The organism is Streptomyces sp. V4I8 (genome assembly GCF_041261225.1).
Lineage (GTDB): Bacteria > Actinomycetota > Actinomycetes > Streptomycetales > Streptomycetaceae > Streptomyces.
In genome coordinates this window covers 8,296,417-8,311,518 of sequence record NZ_JBGCCN010000001.1, presented here as the reverse complement: position 1 = coordinate 8,311,518, position 15,102 = coordinate 8,296,417, and the positions used below count along the sequence as shown (strand labels likewise).

9 protein-coding genes and 3 pseudogenes are annotated in these 15,102 nt (G+C 68.3%); 6 read left to right on the top strand and 6 right to left on the bottom strand.

Features of this window, described 5'->3' with window-relative positions; translation table 11 throughout:
* The first annotated feature begins 17 nt into the window (after positions 1-17).
* The 4 genes and pseudogenes from ABIE67_RS37765 (at position 18) to ABIE67_RS37750 (ending at position 6,948) form a co-directional block, all read left to right on the top strand.
* Positions 18-1,448, top strand: a complete 1,431-nt coding sequence (locus ABIE67_RS37765; RefSeq protein WP_370266031.1) for a non-reducing end alpha-L-arabinofuranosidase family hydrolase — start codon at positions 18-20, stop codon at positions 1,446-1,448.
* Between the two features lie 190 nt (positions 1,449-1,638).
* Positions 1,639-3,150 (top strand): arabinofuranosidase catalytic domain-containing protein, encoded by a 1,512-nt coding sequence (locus ABIE67_RS37760; protein WP_370266030.1) that lies wholly within the window; start codon positions 1,639-1,641, stop codon positions 3,148-3,150.
* A 389-nt stretch (positions 3,151-3,539) separates the two neighbouring features.
* Positions 3,540-5,045 (top strand): annotated as a pseudogene (locus ABIE67_RS37755) (non-reducing end alpha-L-arabinofuranosidase family hydrolase).
* Between the two features lie 133 nt (positions 5,046-5,178).
* The gene (locus ABIE67_RS37750; protein WP_370266029.1) at positions 5,179-6,948 is read left to right on the top strand and encodes a family 43 glycosylhydrolase; all 1,770 of its coding nucleotides are present in this window, start codon (positions 5,179-5,181) and stop codon (positions 6,946-6,948) included.
* A gap of 239 nt (positions 6,949-7,187) precedes the next feature.
* On the opposite strand, the gene ABIE67_RS37745 is transcribed toward ABIE67_RS37750, so the two are convergent.
* Together ABIE67_RS37745 and ABIE67_RS37740 are read right to left on the bottom strand one after the other, a co-directional pair.
* Positions 7,188-7,664 carry an integrase core domain-containing protein gene (locus ABIE67_RS37745; protein ID WP_370269342.1) on the bottom strand — a complete coding sequence of 159 codons (477 nt, stop codon included), beginning with the start codon at positions 7,662-7,664 and terminating at the stop codon, positions 7,188-7,190.
* A 606-nt stretch (positions 7,665-8,270) separates the two neighbouring features.
* A pseudogene (locus tag ABIE67_RS37740) lies at positions 8,271-8,372 on the bottom strand (helix-turn-helix domain-containing protein); the annotation flags it as partial.
* 623 nt (positions 8,373-8,995) lie between these two features.
* On the opposite strand from ABIE67_RS37740, the gene ABIE67_RS37735 reads away from it, so the two are divergent.
* Entirely contained in the window at positions 8,996-10,714 is a 1,719-nt protein-coding gene (locus ABIE67_RS37735) for an LPXTG cell wall anchor domain-containing protein (RefSeq protein ID WP_370266028.1), read from the top strand.
* A 109-nt stretch (positions 10,715-10,823) separates the two neighbouring features.
* A pseudogene (locus tag ABIE67_RS37730) lies at positions 10,824-11,036 on the top strand (hypothetical protein); the annotation flags it as partial.
* Positions 11,037-11,500: 464 nt separating this feature from the next.
* Here ABIE67_RS37730 and ABIE67_RS37725 read toward each other — a convergent pair.
* The 4 genes from ABIE67_RS37725 to ABIE67_RS37710 all read right to left on the bottom strand — a co-directional run bounded on the left by ABIE67_RS37725 (position 11,501) and on the right by ABIE67_RS37710 (position 15,095).
* Positions 11,501-11,770 carry a hypothetical protein gene (locus ABIE67_RS37725; RefSeq protein WP_370269740.1) on the bottom strand — a complete coding sequence of 90 codons (270 nt, stop codon included), beginning with the start codon at positions 11,768-11,770 and terminating at the stop codon, positions 11,501-11,503.
* 181 nt (positions 11,771-11,951) lie between these two features.
* Positions 11,952-12,830 (bottom strand): anchored repeat-type ABC transporter permease subunit, encoded by an 879-nt coding sequence (locus ABIE67_RS37720; protein ID WP_370266027.1) that lies wholly within the window; start codon positions 12,828-12,830, stop codon positions 11,952-11,954.
* The gene (locus ABIE67_RS37715) at positions 12,827-13,582 is read right to left on the bottom strand and encodes an anchored repeat-type ABC transporter ATP-binding subunit (protein ID WP_370266026.1); all 756 of its coding nucleotides are present in this window, start codon (positions 13,580-13,582) and stop codon (positions 12,827-12,829) included. Before ABIE67_RS37715 ends, ABIE67_RS37720 begins: the two co-directional genes overlap by 4 nt.
* Positions 13,575-15,095, bottom strand: a complete 1,521-nt coding sequence (locus ABIE67_RS37710) for a TIGR03773 family transporter-associated surface protein (protein WP_370266025.1) — start codon at positions 15,093-15,095, stop codon at positions 13,575-13,577. The genes ABIE67_RS37715 and ABIE67_RS37710 overlap by 8 nt, the downstream gene beginning before the upstream one ends.
* Positions 15,096-15,102: the final 7 nt, after the last annotated feature.

Here is a 15,102-nt window from a genome sequence, read left to right as displayed (position 1 = left end):
AGGATGACGAGGTCCTTATGCCCAGACGTAGTTTCAGTCCCAGACGCCCGTCCACGGTGCTCGCCGCCGCGGTCGCGGCCCTGGCCGCGTTGGCGGCGCTGCTCGTCGCCGGCCCGGCTCAGGCGGCCACCACCAGCGACGTGCGCGGTGTTGATTCCGGCCGGTGTCTCGATGTGGAGGGCTTCAGCCAGACCGACGGCGCGAACGTGCACATCTGGGACTGCCACGGTGGAACCAACCAGCAGTGGACGTTGACGGACAGCAACCAGCTGACCGTGTACGGCAACAAGTGCCTGGATGTCCGGGGCGGCGCCACCACGTCCGGGACCCCGGTGCAGATCTGGACGTGCAACGGCAGCGACAACCAGCAGTGGCGGGTGAACCCCGACGGCACCATCGTCGGCGTGCGGTCCGGGCTGTGCCTGGAGGTCTCGGGCTGGGGCAAGGCCAACGGCACGGGGGTGCAGATCTGGTCGTGCCACGGCGGCGCCAACCAGAAGTGGACCGGCCTGTCCGGGGCAAGCAACGCGTGTGCCCTTCCGTCGACCTACCGGTGGACCTCGACCGGCCCGCTGGCGGAGCCGGCGAACGGGCAGCTCGCGCTGAAGGACTTCACCACCACCACGTACAACGGCAAGCACCTGGTCTACGCGACCACCTCCAACGGAACTAAGTGGGGCTCGACGGGGTTCAGTACCTTCACGAACTGGTCGGACATGGGGGCGGCCACCCAGACCCAGATGAACGACGACGCGGTGGCGCCCGAACTGTTCTACTTCGCGCCCAAGAACATCTGGGTGATGGTGTCCCAGTGGGGTCAGTGGCCGCTCCACTACCGCACGTCCAGCGACCCCACCAACCCCAACGGCTGGTCCGCCCGGCAGCCGCTGTTCACCGGCAGCCTCCCCGACGGCCCCGACGCGAACCAGAAGAACGCCCCGATCGACCCGACCATGATCGCCGACGACCAGAACATGTACCTGTTCTTCGCCGCTGACAACGGCAAGATCTACCGGGCGAGCATGCCGATCGGGAACTTCCCGGGCAACTTCGGCTCCTCGTACACGACGGTCATGAGCGACGCAAGGGACCTTCTGTTCGAGGCGCCGGAGGTCTACAAGGTCCAGGGGCAGAACCAGTACCTCATGATCGTTGAGGCGCAGGGGACGAAGCGCTACTTCCGCTCGTTCACCGCCTCCAGCCTGAACGGTCCGTGGACCGTCCAGGCCGGCAGCGAGAGCAGCCCCTTCGCGGGCCAGGCCAACAGCGGTTCCACCTGGGCCCAGGGCGTCAGCCACGGTGACCTGGTCCGCAACAACCCCGACCAGACCATGACCATCGATCCCTGCAACCTGCAGTTCCTCTACCAGGGCCTCCCCAACAACACACAGGAACCCAACTACCTGAAACTGCCGTACCGGCCGGGCCTGCTCACCCTGCAGCGCTGACCCGCCTGACCCACGGTGATCGCGATGGGGTGCGGTCCGCCGACGCGTGGACGAGCTGTTCACCGCGTGGGCGATTCCACCGGCACTCCACAGTGAAGTCATCCTGACCACCGCAACCAAGCGGTGCCACGATTTCGGGCGCGTCCAGCGCTGAGCCCACTCGGGCTGACGAATGAGAAAGATGGTGAACATGGGCAGTCGAACAACGGTGATCGGCATGGTCACCGCCCTGATGGCCGGTTTACTGGTCGTGATCGGAGCGCCGGCGGCGCAAGCGGCCCCTGTGGACACGAACGCCTGGTACGTCATGGTCAACCGGAACAGCGGCAAGGCGCTGGACGTGGCGGACGCGAGCTCCGCGGACGGCGCCGCGATCACGCAGTGGGCCCGGCACGACGGGACCAACCAGCAGTTCCAGTTCGTGGATTCCGGCGGCGGCTACTACCGGCTCAAGGCGCGGCACTCGGGCAAGGTGATCGACGTGTCCAGCTGGTCCACAGCCGACGGCGCCGCCATCCACCAGTGGACCGACCACGGCGGCGCCAACCAGCAGTTCCGGCTCGCCGACTCCGACAGCGGCTACGTCCGGCTGATCAACCGCAACAGCAACAAGGCGGTCGAGGTCCAGAACGCGGCGACCAACGACGGCGCCAACGTCGTGCAGTACAGCGACTGGGGCGGCACCAACCAGCAGTGGCAACTCGTCCAGGTGGATGCGGGCACCGGCTCCGGCCCGTGCGACATCTACGGCGCAGGTGGTACGCCCTGCGTGGCGGCGCACAGCACAACGCGCGCCCTCTACAGCGCCTACACCGGAGACCTGTATCAGGTCAGACGCTCCTCAGACAACACAACCCGCAACATCGGCGTACTGACCCCTGGCGGCGTCGCCAACGCGGCGGCCCAGGACTCCTTCTGCGCAAACACCACGTGTGTCATCACGGTCCTGTTCGATCAGTCCGGGCATGGCAACGACTTGTGGTACCAGGGTTCCAGCGTGGTCCCGGGCTCACCACAGACCCGCCCGGCCGTAGCGACCACCGAATCGCTGACGGTCGGCGGCAGCAAGGCCTACTCGCTGTACATCAACCCCGGGACCAGCTACTGGCGTGACGGCCACCTGACGGGTATCCCGACGGGCAGCGCACCCGAGGGCATGTACATGGTCACCAGCGGTACGCATGTCAACAGCGGCTGCTGCTTCGACTACGGCAACAGCGAAACCACCCGCAAGGCCGACGGGCCAGGTGCCATGGACGCCATCTACTTCGGGACGAGCTGCTGGTTCGGCGGCTGCTCCGGAACCGGACCCTGGGTGCAGGCCGACCTCGAATGGGGCCTGTTCCCAGGTGGCGGCAGCACGTGGAACCCGAACCAGCAGGCGTTCAGCAGCAAGTTCGTCACGGCGACACTCAAGAACAACGGGACGTCGCGATTCGCGATCAAGGGCAGCAATGCCCAGTCCGGTAGCCTGAACACCCTATGGGACGGCGCGCTTCCCAACGAGCCCAACGTATACAGCCCGATGAAGAAGCAAGGCGCCATCGTCCTGGGCAGTGGCGGCGACTGCTGCTCACCCGAGGTAGGCAACATCAACGACAGCGCGGGCACGTTCTACGAGGGTGCCATGGTCTCGGGCTACCCGTCGGACGCGACCGAAAATGCGGTCCAGGCGAACATCGCCGCCGCCGGCTACCGATGAACCAGACCCGGCCGCCGGCCTGACGGGTACAAGCGGTGCCGCCGCTCTATGGCGGCGGCACCGCTTTACCCAGATGTGCTGATAAACCCTGCCCAGGTTGAACCACGGGAAGGGTTCGGGCGCGGACGTGCCTGACCCCTTCCGCACAGCGGCCATACCGGGCGCGCCTATGCGGAGGTGGCCCGACCATCACCGCCGCCAGCCGCGCGGCCCAGGACGTCGCCGTTATTTCGCTGAAACAGTGGCCGATGTCATCGCTCACAGTGCACGTTGTGCGTTCACGGCCCCCCGGAAATGTTAACGCTAACACGACGCTTCCTGGGCAGTTGTCGTCCGCGCCGATGCGGCCCGTCTCATGTCGGCGATCCCAATGATGGAAGGAAGACGCTATGTCGGTTTGGTTAGCGCGCGCCGCGAGGTGGCGTCGTCGACGGCGGTCGGGGGCGGCCGCCGCGGCAGCCATGGCGATCGTGGGCGCGTTGCTCACGATGGCCACGACCCCGGCATCGGCCGCCACGGTGGACACCACCGCCTGGTACGTACTGGTGAACCACAACAGCGGCAAAGCCCTCGACGTCTACAACTCCTCCACCTCCGACGGCGCCAACGTCGTCCAGTGGACCCGCACCAACGCCACCAACCAGCAGTTCCAGTTCGTGGACTCCGGCGACGGCTACTACCGGCTCAAGGCACGCCACTCGGGCAAGATGATCGACGTATCCAGCTGGTCCACAGCCGACGGCGCCGCCATCCACCAGTGGACCGACCACGGCGGCGCCAACCAGCAGTTCCGGCTCGCCGACTCCGACAGCGGCTACGTCCGGCTGATCAACCGCAACAGCAACAAGGCGGTCGAGGTCCAGAACGCGGCCACCAACGACGGCGCCAACGTCGTGCAGTACAGCGACTGGGGCGGCACCAACCAGCAGTGGCAACTCGTCCAGGTGGACAAGGGCACAGGCACCTGCACGCTGCCGTCGACGTACCGCTGGACATCGACCGGCCCACTGGCAACCCCGAGCGCGGGGTGGGCCTCGCTCAAGGACTTCACCAACGTCGTCTACAACGGCAAGCACGTCGTCTATGCCACGACGCACAACACCGTCGCCGGTGACCAGGGGGCCTGGGAGTCGACGGCCTTCAGCCCCTTCACGAACTGGTCCGACATGGCGTCGGCCACCCAGAACAGAATGTCCTTCGGTGCCATCGCGCCGACGCTGTTCTACTTCGCCCCGAAGAACCTCTGGGTGCTCGCCTACCAGTGGGGGGGTTGACCCGACCCCTTCTCCTACCGCACCTCGAGCGACCCCACCGACCCCAACGGCTGGGGCCCGCAGCAGCAGCTGTTCACGGGCACCCTCCCCGCCCCTGGGGCCCCCATCGACCAGACCCTCATCGCCGACGACACGAACATGTACCTGTTCTTCGCAGACGACCGCGGCGGTATCTACCGCGCCAGCATGCCCATCGGCAACTTCCCGGGCAGCTTCGGTTCGTCGTACACGAAGATCATGAGCGACACGCCGCTCGACCTGTTCGAGGCGGTCGAGGTCTACAAGGTCCAGGGGCAGAACCAGTACCTCATGATCGTCGAGGCCCAGAACTACACAGGGAGTGGTCGCTACTTCCGCTCGTTCACGGCCACCAGCCTCGACGGCACCTGGACACCGCAGGCCGACACCGTGACCAACCCCTTCGCCGGCAAGGCCAACAGCGGCGCGACTTGGACCAACGACATCAGCCACGGCGATCTGGTTCGCACCAACCCCGACCAGACCAAGACCATCGACCCCTGCAATTTGCAGTTCCTCTACCAGGGGCGCGACCCCAGCAGCGACGGCGGGGACTACGGCCTCCTGCCGTACCGGCCGGGCGTGCTGACACTGCAGCGCTAGAGGTCCGGGCTGCTGGCGGTCCCCGCCGACGCAACCCCTTCGTATCCCAACCGAACAAGGGACTCAAAAGGTGAAATTCACACTTCAGCGGTGGTCGAAACGCGTCCTCGCCTTGGCGATAAGCCTTCTATGTATGATGGCTTTTCTTCCGGCCGCAGCCCGGGCAGACAACCCGATCGTGCAACACATTTACACCGCCGACCCGGCACCGCTGGTCTACAACGGCCGGGTCTACCTGTACACCGGGCACGACGAGGACGGCTCCACCTCCTTTGTGATGAAGGACTGGCGGGTGTGGTCCTCCGCCGACATGGTCAACTGGACCGACCACGGCTCACCGCTCAGCCTGAACACCTTCAGCTGGGCGGGCGCCAACGCGTGGGCGGGCCAGGCCGTCGAACGGGGCGGCAAGTTCTACTGGTACGTGCCGGTGTCGGTCCGGGCGACCGGGCAATTCGCCATCGGCGTGGCGGTGTCGGACAGCCCCACCGGCCCGTTCCGGGACGCCCTCGGCCACCCGCTGGTGGAGAACAGTGAGATCGACCCGACCGTCTTCATCGACGACGACGGGCAAGCCTACCTGTATTACGGCAACCCGAATCTTTGGTACGTGCGGCTCAACGCCGACATGATCTCGTACTCCGGCAGCCCGACGCAGATACCGCTGACCACCGCGGGGTTCGGCACCCGCACGGGAGACGCGAACCGACCCACCCTGTACGAGGAAGGCCCGTGGTTCTACAAGCGGAACGGCCTGTACTACATGGTGTTCGCGGCGAAATGCTGCTCTGAGTTCATCGCCTACTCCACCTCGCCCGGCCCGACCGGACCGTGGACGTATCGCGGCACCATCATGCCCTCGGAGGGCAGCAGCTTCACCAACCACGTCGGCGTCGTCGACTTCAACGGCGGCTCGTACTTCTTCTACCACAACGGCGCTCTGCCGGGCGGCAGTGGCTTCACCCGGTCGGTCGCGGTGGAGAAGTTCAGCTACAACGCCGACGGCACCATTCCAACGATGAATATGACGACGGCCGGGGCGCCGCAGGTCGGCACACTCGATCCTTATGTCCGTCAGGAAGCCGAGACCATCGCGTGGGGCAGCGGCATCGAAACCGAACCCTCCAGCGAGGGCGGGATGAACATCAGCTGGATTGAAAACGGCGATTACGTCAAGGTCAAGGGCGTAGCATTCGGCGCGGGTGCCAGCTCGTTCACCGCCAGGGTGGCATCAAGCACCAGCGGCGGCCGAGTTGAGCTGCACCTGGACAGTACTACTGGGCCAACGGTCGGGACATGCACTGTGTCGGGCACCGGAGGCTGGCAGACCTGGAGCACGGTCTCGTGCCCTGTTACCGGTGCGACCGGGACCCACGACCTGTATCTGAGCTTCGCCGGTGGCAGCGGGTACCTGTTCAATATGAACTGGTGGCAGTTCACCGCCGGCCAGCCCGCCTTCTCGTCAACCGCCGTCGCCCAGCACAGCGGGTACTGCCTGGACGACCCCCACCAGAGCACCGCCGACGGCACTCAGTACCGGCAGTACACCTGCGGCGCCGGTGCGGAACAGCGGTTCGACTTCCGCCCGGTGCCAGGGGTGGCGGACACCTACTTCCTGGTGAACCACTACAGCGGCAAGTGCCTCGACATCAGCAGCTTCTCCACCGCCGACGACGCGGCGGTCCACCAGTGGACCTGCCACGGCGGCACGAACCAGCAGTTCACGCTGCGGCAGGTCGCCGCGAACGACTACCAGTTCGTCGCGGTGCACAGCGGCAAGTGCGTGGACGTCAGTGAGATCTCCGCCGCCGTCGGAGCACTGGTCCACCAGTGGACCTGTGACTCCGCCAGTGCCCTGGCCACCAAGAAGAACCAGGTCTGGCGCCTGACCGGCAAGAGCTGAACCAACACAGGGTCGGGCCCGGGCCGGCAACCCGGCGCCCGACCCTGTCCAGGGCCTTTCGCTGGCCTGGGTAGCCGATATACGCCACTGGACGAGCAGCAGTTTCAGCAGGTCAGGTCAGGTCAGTTGCAGGCGGTTCTTGGTTCATCGCGCTTGGGTGCGGATTCTTTCCAGGGAGCCTCTGAGCTGGTGGTTTAGGGGTTGGGGCTGTCGGGGGTTTCTTGTGTCTTTGTCCCGCGTCAAGCAGTTGGCAGGTTTTCGGGTTCGGGAAAGTTGGGGACGAGCGGGTCCGCGGCGCCGGTATGGACATCGTGGGGCCGGTTCCAGGCCAGGGCCTCGTGCGGTCGGACGGTGTTGTAGTCGCGCCGGTAGTCCTCGGCGTGCCGGACGAGGTCGAGGGCGTCGGGGATCTCCTCGAGGAACAGCTTCTCGTACTTGAGCGAGCCGAATCCGCGCTCGCGTGAGCCGTTCTGCCTGGGCGTGCGGACCCGGGTGCGGACGTGCCGCAGCTCCGGTCGGGTGGCGATGAACGCCTCGGACCGGAACGAGCGGAACGGTCCGCCGTTGTCGGTGACGATGGTGACCAGCAGCTTCACGGTCCCGTCGGCGTCGCGCGGGGCGAGCTCGGCCAGTGGCTTTCCGGCCAGCAACTCCGCGTCCTTGATGGCGAGTTCGACTGCGGCGATGGCGTCGTGCTGGTTCGCGGTGGGCGACACGTGCCAGCCCAGCTCGTACTTCGACCAGTAGTCCCGGCAGCCCGCGAGCCGCCAGGTGCCGCGCCGCCCGCGGCGGTCTCGAACTCGGAGAAGTCGAGCTGCCAGACCTGGTTCGGGCCGGTGGGCTCGGTCGCGAAGGCGGCCTTGCGGCGAGCTGGCGCCGTTCCCGCTGGTAGTTCGCCTCCAGCAGCAGGCCCTCGTCCCGCAGCAGCCGCAGCACGGTCGCCTGGGAGACGCGGTGGCCGTCGTGGCGGCACATCGCCCACACCTTGCGGTGGCCCCAGGCCAGGTGCGCGAGCGCGTGCCGGCGGGCGGTCTCCCGGACGCTCTCGCGGGCCGGGCGCGGCCACGGTCCTCTGGCATGCGCGCCCCGGCGGGCGCGGGCCTGGTGACGGCGCCAGGTCCGCTCGGGCACGCCGATGAGCCGGCAGAACCTCGCGGTCGGCATGCCCTCTCGGTGCGGATCACCTCGAGGTCCTCGAAGGGCCCAGCCGGCCCTCCGGACTTCTTCCACACCCGCAGCTCGACCGCGGCCTCACCAAGCGCCTGGGTCAAGTCGGCGACCCGGGCTTCGAGTTGCTGTTCCCGGGTGCTGGGGCCGGACTTGCCCCCGTGGCTGGCCCGGCCGGACTCCAGGAACTGGCGCTTCCAGGTCCCGATCGACTGCTCGGACACCTTCGCCCGCCGTGCGGCCTCGGCAACGGTCATCTCACCGGCCAGGATCGACAGCACGATCCGGACCTTCTCTTCCGGCGGCAGCGCCGGCGGTCTCACCATGATCGATCAGACTCCTTCAAGCAGCAGGACCCGCAAGAAACGAGCCCTGCCACAAAGTCTGCGGCGCGACATGGACAAGTCGCGTGGAAGTGCTGGTCAGCGCGTTCACTCTTTCGGGTTGCCTCGGAGTCGTCGTTGAGACAGCGGTCACGGCCTGGAGTCACCGCGGGCGTGGCGGTTGATGGGCGGCAGCCGCCGTCTGTCTTTTCCTGTGCTTCCTGTGCGGCTTCAGCCGCTCGGCCACCGCGGGGCGGTGTGCGACCGGAAGCATGAGATGGTTCGCGCCGTCGAGGTGGAAAGAGAGCCCTGGCGGGGCACCGGGGCACCGGGTCCGGTGAGACGGTGCGACCGGGTCTCGGCGAAATAAATGATTGAGATGGCAACCTTTCCGCTCCGAGTGGCCACTTGGGGGTGTACCGACGAGGGCGAGCCGTGGTCAGCGGCGCTACGCCCTCTGTGTCAACACCCGATCGGAGCCCCACGTGTCACCAGACGACCCGAGATCCGCCGAGCAGCCGATGCCTCGGGGGCGCACGCCCCGCCGCCGTAGCCGGGTGCTCCGGCATCTTGTCGTGGGGGCGGTGGCGGTGCTCGCCGCCTCGGCCGGTGTCGGTGCCCTGGCGCCCAGCGCGGGCGCCGCGCCGACCGTCGGTATCCGTGTGGATGCCGGAACCTCCGTGGGCACGGTGCCCAGCAGTGGTGTCGGCCTCAACACGGGCTACGGCGACGAGCACATGGGCGACGCCAAGGTGACATCGCTGATGAAGGCCGCGGGAGTTCGGCAGCTGCGCTATCCCGGCGGCTCCGGCGCGGACGACTACCACTGGAAGACCCACACCTACGGCGACGGCAGCGGCTGGATCCCCTCCAACACCGACTTCGACCACTTCATGGCCACCGCGAAGAAGGTCGGCGCCCAGCCGATCCTGACCGCGAACTACGGCTCCGGCACCCCCCAGGAGGCCGCCGACTGGGTCAAGTACGCCAACGTCGACAAAGGTTACGGCGTGAAGTACTGGGAGATCGGCAACGAGGTCTACGGCAACGGGCACTACGGCAACGGCAAGGGCTGGGAAACCGACAACCACGCCGACAAGAGCCCGAAGGAGTACGGGAAGAACCTCGTCGCCTACGCGAAGGCGATGAAGGCCGTGGACCCGAAGGTGAAGATCGGAGCGGTGCTCACCACCCCCGGCTTCTGGCCGGATGCGGAGAAGGCTCCCGGTGACAGCGCCGACTGGAACAACACGGTGCTCTCCATCGCGGGACGCTCGATCGACTTCGTCATCGTCCACTGGTATCCGGGCGGAACCACCACTGCCGACCTGCTGAACACCCCCTCCCGGATCACCGGTGTCAGGTCCTCGCTGCGCTCGCTGATCGCCAAGTACACGGGCGCGAACGCCGCTTCGGTGGAGATCGCGGTCACCGAGACCGACGGCGTCGGCTCACCCGCCTTGACCAGCCAGGCGGCAGCCCTGTTCGCGCCGGACACCTACATGACCTGGTTCGAGCAGGGCGCCACCCACGTGGACTGGTGGAACCTGCACAACGGCACGAGCGAAGCACCCACCACCGTCCACGGCCAGACCGACTACCGGGACGGGGGTGTGCTCTCCGCCGGAACCTGCGCCGGGGGCAAGTGCCAACCGCGGCGCGACACGCCCTTCCCCACCTACTGGGGCATCCGCTCGCTGACCGCACTGGCGCAGCCCGGCGACACCATGGTCAAGTCGTCCTCGGGCAACTCGTCGGTCACCGTGCACGCGGTGCGGAACAGCAACGGCGGTCTGAACGTCATGCTGACCAACAAGAACCCGCAGAACGCGGCGCAGGTGTCGCTCTCGTACGCCGGATTCACCCCGGCCGCAGGAGCGGTCACGACCGTTTCGTATGCCCAGGGAGACACCGCCCTGACGACGGCGCAGCGGGGCACGGCGGGCGCACAGACGCTGCCGCCGTACTCGATCACGACTCTTCAGCTGAAGCCCGCGTCAGGGACCGCCAGCGCTGACAAGCCGTCGCCCGCCCCAACGCCGACCGCGCCCACGCCGGTTGTCTCCGCCTCCGGCACGATCGGCACCCGTGCGCAGGGGGAGTTCGGCGCACCCGTCGGCCAGCCGACCCCGAGCAGTAGCACGTCGGGCCCCCTGGCTTCCACCGGGGTGAGCAAGGCTGTCACGTACAGCGCCCTCGGTGGCCTGCTGGTCATCGCTGTCGGCGGTGTGCTGGTGCTTCGCGGACGCCGCCGCAGGGCTTCGCACGGGAAGTGAGAGCGCGTGAGTGACTGACGGCCCGGCAGCAACGCCACCCACCCGTGGCGTGCGCGCCGGGCCGTCGGCCTCCGCGCTGGCGTCGGCGGTCAGGAAACAAACAAAGGCCCGGGTCGTTGACCTGGACCTGGCCTACCTCGGCACCGGTCCCGACCCGTGGGGCGGCCCACGGGTCGCGTTCCGGGCCACCGTGGAACTGCCGCGCGAGGACTTCGCGATGAACTACAACCAGGTCGTCCAGGTCGTCCAGGCCGGCATGGCCGCCATCGGCACCACGCTCCGCGTCGGGATCGACCTCCAAGCCGTCCAGGGCGAACAGCTTCGCCGCTCGCCTGACGGCGGAGACGGCTCGGCCCCCTGCCTCATCGGGAAGCAGGGGGCCGAGCCGTCCGTGGCCGGTGCCTCCTGGCGGCTGAGCAGGATGTCGACACCGTCCTGGCTGCCGTACAGCGTGATATCGGGAGGAGTCCGGCGGCTGCGGCGGGCCGCTCGACGTCAAGCCGCGCGGCATCGCCTCCCCCGGTACTGGCGGCGGCCGCGCCGACACTCGGAAGTTGCCGCCAGGGCGCGGTCCAGCCCAGAACCCGCCGTCCAGGCGAAGGCAGCGTGACGTGAACCGGTCCGGCCACGCCGCGTCGCGACCGGGCCGCTACCCCGATATCCGGGTCACGCAAGGCCTGGATGAACCAGTCGAGTACCGGTGCCAGGTTTTCCGGGGGCGACCAGCTGTTGATCACTGCGAGCAGCTGAAGGTACCGCTCCCGGTCAGGGTTGTTCGCGGACCTGTCACTGGCCTCTCCTTGCGCTGCCCGCTGCCAGCCGCCGAGGGTGGCCGCGGCGATCAGCAGCACTACGGGTCAGCATGGACGCGTCCACGGCGGAGCTGCCCTCGACGACGGTCCCGTCGGTGGCGACCTTCTCCCCGGGCCGTACGGTCGGGGTGGCAAGTCCCAGCGCGCACGGGCAGGCGATGATCAGTACAGCGACGGCGGCGGTGAAGGCCGCCGGGGGACAGGAAAGCCTGGACACCGGGCTGGCCGTCGCGGACACGGACACGGAGGATCTCCTCAGCCTCCTGCAGGACGGAGACGACGACGCTCCTCGGCCGAGAGGCCCCGGGAACAAGGCCAGGTCCGCAGGGCGACGGGCGCCCCGTCAGGGACGAGCGCGCGCTGCTGGAGCTCGGCGCCAAGGCGACGAGCAGTCCCGCAAGGTGCGCGGGGCCGCTCGTCGGCCGTCACCGTCCGGCGTGCACGGGGACGGCGGCAGTGGGGTCCGGGCGTCGGACGAGTTTCGCGAGCAGGCCGTGGCGGGGTGCCAGACACCAGGTGAGGGCGAACAGGCCGGTGAGGACCACAACCACCGAGCCGCCTGCGGCCAGGTCGTACGTGTACGAGACGTACAGGCCGGCCACGCTTCCGGTGCAGCCGATGAGCGAGGCCAGCACGGTCATCGCCCACAGGCGTTCGGTGAGCATGCGGGCGGTGGCGGCGGGGGTGATGAGCAGGGCGAGGACGAGGATGTTGCCGACGGCCTCCAGGGACATCACGATCGTCGTAGTGACGAGTACGTACAGGATCAGGTCGAGGCGGAACACCGGCAGGCCGGCGGCGCGTGCCGCCTCGCGGTCCAGGCTGACGGCGACCAGTTCCTTGCCGATCGCCAGCACGACGAGGATCAGGATGGTCCCGATGGCGGCCACGGTCCACACGTCCGACGCACTGACCGCGAGGACCTGGCCGAACAAGAACGAGGACAGGTCCGTTGTCCAGCTATCGCGCGTGGAGACCAGGACAATGCCCAGTCCGAAGGCGAAGGCGAAGAAGACGCCGATGACGGTGTCCTCCTTCAGTCTCCGGTTCTGGGAGACGAAGGCGATGAGGACGGCCGTGGTGATGCCGGCCGCGGCGCCACCGAGGAGCAGGTTGCCCTCGAAGGCGTAGGCGAGCGCCACGCCCGGGAACGCCGAGTGGGCAACGGCGTCGCCGATGAACGCCATGCCGCGCAGCACGACGTACACGCCCACTACTCCGCACACCAGGCCGATGACCGCGGCGACGGCGAACGCCCGTTGCATGAAGGGCAGTTGCCAGGGATCCGTGAGGAACTCGATCACGTTACGGCTCCGATCGCGCGGTCCAGGCCGAACGCCCGCAGCATCTGGTCGGGGTCGGCGAGGAGTTCGGGGCCGCCCTCGGCGACGACCGTACGGTTGATCAGCGCCACCCGGTGGCAGGTACGGGCGGCGGCCGCCAGGTCGTGGGTGGTCATCAGCAGCGCCCTGCCTTCCGCGGCCAGCCGGCCGAACAGCTCGTTCAACAGCTCCTGGGTGGGTACGTCGACTCCGGTGAACGGCTCGTCGAGGAGCAGGATGCGCGGGCCGGCGGCCAGGGCGCGGGCCACCAGGACCCGCTGCCGCTGGCCGCCGGACAGCTCGCCGACGGGCCGCTGGCGCAGGTCGGTGAGCCCGGTCAGCTCCAGTGCCTCGTCCACCGCCGCCCGGTCGGCCGCACTCGGGCGGCGTAGCCAGCCGATCTGCCGGGTGCGTCCGGTGAGGACCGCGCCCGCGATGTCGATGGGGAAGTCCCAGGCGAACTCGTGCCGTTGGGGTACGTAGCCGATGCGCTGCCCGGCCTTACGCCCGGTCCGTCCCTCGACGGCCACCTCTCCCCCGGCCAGCGGCACCAGCCCGAGGACGGCCCGCAGCAGAGTCGTCTTCCCGGCGCCGTTGGGTCCGATGAGCCCGACCAGTTCGCCCGCGTCGACGGTCAGGTCGGCCCGTTCCAGGGCGGGCCGTCCGCCGAGGACGACGGTCGCGCCTTTGACCCGAAGCAGCGGGCCCGGGCCGTCAGCCAAGCCGTCAGCCACGTGCAGTCCTCCTGCGTCGGGCGGCCAGCACGGAGGCGGCACCCAGGGTGGTGAGCGTGGCGGCCGCGGTGCCCAGCAGCAGCCCCTGGCCGGCGCCTGTGGAGGCCATCGAGCCGTCGTCAGAACCGTCGGTCGAGGTGCCGCCAGTGGATGTGGAGTCGGAGCCCGCCGAGCCTGTCGTGTCGGAGGAGCCGGAGGTCCCCGAGTTTCCCTTGCCCGAGCCGTCGCCCGGTGTGACGGCTGCGGGGTCGGTGTCGCCGGCCGCGAACGTCACCGTCTCGGTGTCGGAGACCTTCGTGCCGTTCGCCAGCGTTCCGCTCATCTTGAAGGTGAGTCGGTACGTCCCTTCCTTGGTGAACGCCCATCCGCCGTGTGCGTGCGTGTTGGCGGGCACGTCGAAGGAGTCCGGCACCCCGTCCTTGCTGTTGAACAGGACGTTGGCGCCCGACATGGCGTCGTACGTGTAGAGCGCGTAGGTACCAGGACCATCCACCTTGGTGAGCGAGAACTCCACGCCCCCCTTGGTCGCCCCGGCCTCCATGTTGTCCGTCGACCAGCCGGGCCACAGCAGCCCCTCCTGCTGTACCTGGTCGAGCAGCCACACCGGGTCGCCGCCCTTGCCGAGGAACGCGAAGTCGTCGCCTGCTGGGAGGGTGTTCTTGGCCGCGGGCTTGACGTGCAGTACGACGGAAGAGGGCTCGCGCCAGGTGGTCTTTCCCGAGACGGTTCCGTCCTTGATGTGGATCTGCAGCTTGTTGTCGACGACGCGGGCCGCGAAGTCGACGTGGCCCTCGTCAAGGACCTTCTTGTCGGACACGACGTCGGCGGCAGCTGTGGTGGCGGCCAGGGCGGCGCGCCGCTCGGTCTCGGCCGCCTCTGTCACGGCCTTCCCGGCCGCCGTAGGGATCTGTACCTTTTCGGCCGTGTCCTCGGTGGGGGTCTCTTCGGCGACCGGCTCGTCGGTGCCCGTGTCCTCCCCGTCCGCTGCGCTCCCCACCACGACCGTGTACACGGTCCCCACGGACAGTTCCCGCCCGTCCGCGGCCGTGGCCTCGGCGGTGAAGATGACCTGGTAGGTGCCGTCCTTGCTGAACTCCCAGCGCGTGGCACCCTGCTGGCCAACCGGCAGGTCGTGCTCGTCACGCAGGTCGTCCGCGCTGTCGAACAGCAGCGCGTCCTCCGCGTCGCCTCCCTGCTCGTCCTCGTCCGAGTACACCTTCAGGTCACCCGGCCCCTCGAGCCCGGTCAGCGACCACCGCACGGTGTCCCCGGCCACCGCGCCCTCGGGTACGCCAGTGGTGTCCCACCCAGGTGCCGAGTCGTCCGTCACGCCCGCGTCGCCGACCTCGATCACATGGGCGCCGTCCGCCGGATCCAGGGTCAACGCCCCGTCGGCGTAAGCGATCCGGCCAAGTCCGGTCCCTGTCGCACTGTCGTCAGCGACGGCGACTCCGCCGCCCGCCAGGGTGGCCGCGAGAACCACCGCCACGGCGACCCGCTGCACTTTCCGCATGCCCCTC